General features: G+C 40.7%; 7 protein-coding genes. 2 read left to right on the forward strand and 5 right to left on the reverse strand.

All coding sequences use genetic code 11. The features are described 5' to 3' along the window. Positions 1 to 338: 338 nt before the first annotated feature. A complete protein-coding gene (locus Q0064_RS05445; RefSeq protein WP_298145461.1) occupies positions 339 to 686 on the reverse strand; it encodes a nuclear transport factor 2 family protein in 348 nt (115 codons plus the stop codon). A gap of 260 nt (positions 687 to 946) precedes the next feature. Between Q0064_RS05445 and bshA the strand changes: the two genes are divergently transcribed. Beyond that, entirely contained in the window at positions 947 to 2,080 is a 1,134-nt protein-coding gene (gene bshA, locus Q0064_RS05450) for an N-acetyl-alpha-D-glucosaminyl L-malate synthase BshA (protein WP_298145465.1), read from the forward strand. Then, complete coding sequence (locus tag Q0064_RS05455) at positions 2,077 to 2,511, forward strand: protease complex subunit PrcB family protein (RefSeq protein ID WP_298145468.1); 435 nt, start codon at positions 2,077 to 2,079, stop codon at positions 2,509 to 2,511. Before bshA ends, Q0064_RS05455 begins: the two co-directional genes overlap by 4 nt. A gap of 42 nt (positions 2,512 to 2,553) precedes the next feature. Here Q0064_RS05455 and Q0064_RS05460 read toward each other — a convergent pair whose 3' ends face one another. The 4 genes from Q0064_RS05460 to Q0064_RS05475 all read right to left on the reverse strand — a co-directional run bounded on the left by Q0064_RS05460 (position 2,554) and on the right by Q0064_RS05475 (position 5,939). After that, positions 2,554 to 3,045, reverse strand: coding sequence for a hypothetical protein (locus Q0064_RS05460; protein WP_298145471.1), 492 nt, complete (start codon positions 3,043 to 3,045; stop codon positions 2,554 to 2,556). An 83-nt stretch (positions 3,046 to 3,128) separates the two neighbouring features. After that, positions 3,129 to 3,938: a hypothetical protein gene (locus Q0064_RS05465; RefSeq protein ID WP_298145474.1), complete on the reverse strand. Its 810-nt coding sequence runs from the start codon at positions 3,936 to 3,938 to the stop codon at positions 3,129 to 3,131. 38 nt (positions 3,939 to 3,976) lie between these two features. Continuing rightward, positions 3,977 to 4,804 carry a UDP-2,3-diacylglucosamine diphosphatase gene (locus tag Q0064_RS05470; protein WP_298145478.1) on the reverse strand — a complete coding sequence of 276 codons (828 nt, stop codon included), beginning with the start codon at positions 4,802 to 4,804 and terminating at the stop codon, positions 3,977 to 3,979. 223 nt (positions 4,805 to 5,027) lie between these two features. Next, entirely contained in the window at positions 5,028 to 5,939 is a 912-nt protein-coding gene (locus Q0064_RS05475) for an ABC transporter substrate-binding protein (RefSeq protein ID WP_298145480.1), read from the reverse strand. Positions 5,940 to 6,603 lie beyond the last annotated feature (664 nt).

Consider the following 6,603-nt stretch of genomic DNA (forward strand, 5'->3'; position numbering starts at 1 on the left):
AGATAATCTGTGAAATTCGGTGTTTTCAATGCGCTATAAAAGCTGGTACGTGAGCTTGTCGAAGGAAAAACATTGTGTCCCATTGTGAAACACTTAGTGAAACATTGTGCTCCCTCAAATCTTTTCATCTCGAAATTTCGAAATCTCAAAATTCTTTCAAAAATGCGGTTTTTCCGTAAAATTTATTTCTGAGAATTTCGTACGTGGGAATCGCTCCCCATCCCGCCCGCCCCCATCGAGGCGAAGTTTTGAAAAAAAATCGACATACCATTACGGGTTTTCCGCATTTTTTTTTGAACTAAATCCGGAAATTGTTGTTCTTTTTATCATTATCCACATCATTCATCACCGCGACCGCGATAAGCACGAATGGCTACGATTTTTCCCTGATCATCGAAATCAAGTACATCGATAACATGCAGGATTTCGGAGTTATTGACGGTGATTATGAGCTCGGCGGCAACGCTCTTAGTATTTTCATACGTTTGGAGCACTTCGATATGAAGCGATTGTGCCGCTTCGAAGTTTTTTCGCGTTTCATCTAATGCGGCATCTTTACCAACGACGCGCAAATTCCAATCGCGTAGTACAATCTGATCTGCAAATAGCTCGGACACAGCAGTTAAGTTTTTGTCTTGGTAAGATTGCAAATACAGTAAGCAGATTTCGGTATGGTTTAATATCATCGTTTTAATTTGTTCGCAAGTTGAAAAAAATGTTGGTTTTACTGCTTATTGAATAACGATACGCCGATAACGATTGCCCTAGCCGCGATTGCAACGGAAAGCCCGTAAAGCAAAAAGGCCCCGTATTTGCAGTAGGGAAGGGCGACAACAGAAGCCCGTACCCGCTGCTAAAATACGGGCTTTTTTGCTGCGGACTTGCAGTGGAAAGCGCGAATAGCTTCAAAAAAATCGCGTACTTTAGCTCTGCAAAAAATTAAGCTATGAAAATTGCAATAGTGTGCTATCCGACCTTTGGTGGCAGCGGCGTGGTGGCTACAGAATTGGGACTAGAATTGGCGCGCAGAGGTCACGAAGTGCACTTTATTACCTACCGACAGCCGGTTCGTTTGGCCTTGCTCGAAACAAATGTGCACTATCATGAGGTGAATGTTCCGGAATACCCACTCTTTCATTACCAGCCGTATGAATTGGCTCTATCGAGTAAATTGGTCGATATGGTCAAGTTGTACAACATCGAAATTTTACACGTACATTACGCCATTCCGCACGCTTATGCCGGTTATATGGCCAAACAGATGCTTAAAAAAGAAGGTATTCGGATTCCGATGGTAACAACTTTGCACGGAACCGATATTACCTTAGTGGGCAATCATCCTTTTTATAAACCCGCAGTTAGTTTTAGCATCAACAAATCGGATTACGTTACTTCGGTTTCGGAAAGTTTGAAAAATGCAACGTACGAACTATTCAAGATAAAGAAGAAAATTCATGTGATTCCGAATTTTATAGAGTTGAAAAATGCGCGCGATTTGGTTTTGAACCCTTGTAAACGTTCGGCAATGGCGTTGAAGTCGGAACGGATTATCACGCACATCAGTAACTTTCGAAAAGTAAAACGAATTCCGGATGTGATTGCCATTTTTAACTTGATACAACACCGTATACCTGCAAAATTGATGATGGTTGGCGACGGTCCGGAAAAGGTGAAAGCCGAACAGTTATGCGAACAATTGGGCATTCAGGATCGGGTGATTTTCTTTGGAAACAGCAACGAAATAGACCGCATTTTAAGTTACACCGATTTGTTTTTGTTGCCTTCGGAAACCGAAAGTTTTGGTTTGGCGGCTTTAGAAGCGATGGCGTGGCGCGTTCCGGTAATTAGCAGTAATTCTGGCGGTTTGCCCGAAGTTAACTTTGACGGTATTTCGGGCTACTTAAGTGATGTAGGCGACGTGGAAGAGATGGCCGAAAACGGCGTCCGCATTTTGGAAGACGATGCCGTGTTGGAAGCGTTTAAAGAACGTGCTTTCGAAAATGCGAAAAAGTTTGACATCTCTGCAATAATGCCGCTTTATGAACGTATTTATGAAAAGGCACTTAAAAAACAAAAATGAAAAAAGTTATTGTTGTCATGCTGGCGTTTCTAGCGTTGGCTTGCGGATCGGGAAAAGACAAATCGGCTAAAGCGCCCTTATTCACTATTCTGAAGCAAGCCGGTACAGGTGGCGCACAGATTGAATTTTATGAGATCATTACCGACGGAAAAGAGTTCGAATTGCTGAAAAACGATCCCGAGTTAAAGCGAAAAATCAATAAAAGCAATATTGATCAAAGTACCTTTGTGGTGCTGAGCGCAGGTGAAAAGCCGAGTGGTGGCTACGGAATTACGGTAGTAGATGTAAAGGAATCCGAAAAGGAAGTAGAGGTTTATGTGAAAAAAACGGAGCCTTCGGCAAATGCTTATCTCACTATGGCAATTACGTACCCGATTTGTATCGTGCAGATAAACAGCAAAAAACCACTAGTGTTTAAGGATGTAGAGTAGGGAAGAATCAGTCATAAAAAAAGTCGGCCTAAGCCGACTTTTCTAGAATCTATATCTAACTGAAAGTGCTAAATCTGGTCCGAAATCGTCGTCTCTGAATTCGTCTCCGAAATAAATCTCAGGTCTGAAATCGAGAGCTAGTTGTAACGGAAAATCGAAATTGTATTCAATTCCTATGTCACCCGCGGCGAGTAAAAATGTACCATCTTCATCGTCAAATCCAGGTCCGCGATTTGCACTGTAGCTTCCAAGTCCGCCACCAACTCCTGCGTACCAGTTAAAACCACCTTCTATGTTCCACACCCACTGGTACAGACCTACTATTTTAAAAGCGTCGTAGTCGTCGTTATTTCTAAAGCCTAAATCTAATTCCAAGCGGTTATCATTCGTTAATCCGCGTTGGTACGATATTTCTCCACCAAATCCGTCGTTATCTCCTAAACGCAAACCAAGTGCATTTTTAGAGAAGTCTTGTGCCTGTGCGGCGAATGTAGTAGCTAAAAGTAAGGCAGTCGTTAAAAAAATGTTCTTCATAATATTCTGTTTTTGATCACTACAAATGACCGTCAATTACAGCGTACTATGATTACGACAATCTCAGAAAAGCTTACAAAACTTTACTCTACCTGATGCGCAATTAATTTCTCAGTTTGTGTTTGGCTGAAGGTTTGCGGAATAGGAAGAGTAATTCCAAGACTTGAAAAATCTTCTAGTTCGTATGCGATATTAGTTGAAGCGTAAACCATTCCGATGTCATTTGCAAAGTAAGTGGTGGATACTACAACATCCTGCTGCTGCAGCACCGGAATCGACAAGGAGTTTCCAGGGAATATTTCCACGGACGTTGTTACCTTCAAATTCAATTTTATTGAAACCGATTTTACATCTGTATATTCAGCTCCACCAGGAACGGTATGCGTAGGCAGGGTTTCGCCTTGCGTTGCTGTTAAGCTGTAGGTTACTGTTAACGGGAATCCAGAGATTGTTTGTGAAAACGAACCAGCTTTTGTTCCAATTACTGTCCCAGTACTAGCAGCACTATCGAATACGGGTAAATCAACGATTTCAATATTTACCGGTAGTTCAGCAGATAGATTTAATCCGGTTGTTCCTGTCAACAAAATTTTACTTCCGCTTTTTCTTACAGCGTTTCCATTCATTACGCCGCTAAAAAAGCCGTTTGGCAAACCATTTATAGCAAATTTTTTGTAAACATTGGCATTGATAGTGGTATCTTTTTCAATATAAAGTGAGTCGTTTCCAACAACGGCGTTATCAGCACTCACTTCGTATTTCCAATAATTGTCTACGGTAAGCGGCAAATAATTGTCGTTGTTTTGATTGTTGTTGTTGTCATCACTATTGTCTGATCCGCAGCTGCTAACTACCGCAGCGAGAGCAAACAAACTCAAAATTGTGTTTTTCATTTGTGTAAGATTAGATATGCTAATAACGCAAATCTAACTTATTTCTTATTGAAAATGAGCGATGCAACAAGTTTTGGCTCCAATGCTTCTTCCATTTCGAATAAATTTTCTTGAGGAAGTTCGAACTGTTCGGAGTATTTAAAGAGTTTCCAACGCTTTTTATGGTATTCGAGTGCCGTTAAATTTTCGATCCAATCACCTGAATTTAAATAGGTCGTAGCGCCTATCTTGTTCATTTTGGTTATGATCTTCGGTTCGTGAATGTGTCCGCAAATCACATAGTCGTACTTATTTTCAATAGCCAGTTCGGTCGCGGCATTTTCGAAATCGGATATAAAACTTACTGCTTTTTTTACGCTCGCTTTTATCTTTTTCGAGAACGAATACGGCTCCTTTCCGAGTTGTTTGAGTATCCAATTGATAAATCGATTCATCAAAATCAGGTAATCATAACCGTATCCGCCGAGTTTAGCAATCCATTTGGCATGATTAACCGACGCATCGAAAACATCACCGTGAAAAAACCAGGCTTTCTTTCCGTCGAGATCCAATACCAATTTATCGGCAATGGTGAAATATCCCACTTGTGCATCACTGAATTTCCGAAGCATCTCGTCGTGGTTTCCCGTCAAGTAATACACTTCCGTACCTTTCGACGCAAAATCAATGATCTTTTTTATAACTTTTAAATGATATTTTGGAAAATACGATTTTCGAAATTGCCAAATGTCGACAATATCGCCATTGAGAATCAGTTTTTTAGGTTTGATGGATTGCAGATACGTAAACAATTCTCTAGCGTGGCAACCGTAAGTTCCTAAGTGCACATCGGAAATTACCACCAAATCAATCTGACGCTTTTTCACAAAATTCGTTTTTGCAAATGAAGCATTCACATATTAGCACATCCGCCGTTTCATATTAAATCTCAGCGCTTTAATTTTACGATTGCGTAAGTTAAATGTTAAGAACTTTTCCAACAGTAGTTTTCACGATCAATTTCTTCTAAATCAACGTCGCACCTCGGTGCTGTAATCCAAATGTCTTCAATTCAGGTCCTGTACTGCGAGCCCCATGGTTTCCCGACATTTATTGCAACAAATCGTTCGTAAACAATTCTTGTTCTAGAATAATCGTATGCTCTAACTTACGTTCTACCAACCAATTCAAAAAAGCTTTTACCCGTTCGGGTTTCATAAATCCACAACTTTGCTCATCTCCAAAATAACCAACCGTTCGTGCGAGCGATTCCCGTAAATCGATGTGCTGTAAATCGTACGGCACTAAGTACTTTCCCAAAATTTCAATGGCTTGTTCCGGCTGCGCTTTCGCCAACAAAAATCCCTTTTTCGTGGCATTAACAAAGTTGCTAAAGCTCTCATAATCATTTGCAATACGTTCTTTTTTGGCCAGAACTACAGGCGAATAACCGTATGGAATTCCATAATCGGCCATTCGAAATTTGTTGATCGCTACTACTTTTAATTTTACATCAACTCCTTCCCAATTGTCGAAAATCCATGTCGCGTCGGCAGTGCCATTTAGGAGCGAATTCCAAATTTCTAGCTTGTCGGGATATGAAAAAACAACACTTCCCGTTCCGCCGTCGTTGAGCACCATTTGCTGTACAATCGCATCTTCGTAACGTGCATTATACGACGAGTACACCTTGCCATCGAGGTCTTTCGGCGCAGCAATATCCGACGATTGTAACGCAACAATGCAACTTAAATCTTCTTGCAAAATGGCATATACCGCACGCGCATTCACCTTGTTTCCCTTGTTATTCAAACTAATAACGGTTTCAAAAGGCGCAATTGCTAAATCAGCTCTATCCAATTCTAGCTTCTTGCCAGGAGTTAATTGGTAGTTGTCGTCACGCGGACTAACAATCTGAACTTCAATTCCTTTATCCGAATAAAATCCTAGTTCTTTGGCAATTAAAAATCCAATGTGGTTTACATTCGGTGTCCAATCTAAAGCAAGTTTAAGTGTGGTCATAGCCTCTAATTTATTGCAAGTACAGTTGCGGGAAGATAAAAAGTTTTTCCGATTTCCACCTCAAAAATGCTGCGCATGTTCACCTTTTTTTGGGGGTGCCGGCGGCGCATTCATTCCGCTTCGCTAACGTGTCGCGAGGCCGCCGTCGCGCTATCCGCTGTATTTTTTTGGCGCACGTTTGGTGGAAGCTCATTTAAGCCAAAAAAGATGTCGCTGCTATCGCTCACCCGGAAGTAGTGGAAAAATAAAAAGAATAAAAAGAATAGAAAGAAGGGAAAAATGAAAAAAAGCGAAAAAAGCGAAAAAAGCGAATTCCGATAGCTATCGGAAGTGAAAAAAGTTAAATCCGATAGTTATCTGAAGTGAAGAAAGTTAAATCCGATAGTTATCTGAAGTGAAGAAACAAGTAAGTTTTTTTCCACACCAACCTATGTAACCTCTGTGCCTATGTGGTCCACGGAATGAAATAGTAAGAATGTAAAATGCTAAAAAAGCGAATTCCGATAGCTATCGGAAGCGAAAAAAGTTAAATCCGATAGTTATCTGAAGTGAAGAAACAAGTAAGTTTTTTTCCACACCAACCTATGTAACCTCTGTGCCTATGTGGTCCACGGAATGAATTAGTAAGAATGTAAAAAGCGAATTCCGATAGCTATCGGAAGGG

The sequence above is a fragment of the Flavobacterium sp. genome (assembly GCF_027490375.1).
In the GTDB taxonomy this organism is placed as follows: Bacteria; Bacteroidota; Bacteroidia; order Flavobacteriales; family Flavobacteriaceae; genus Flavobacterium.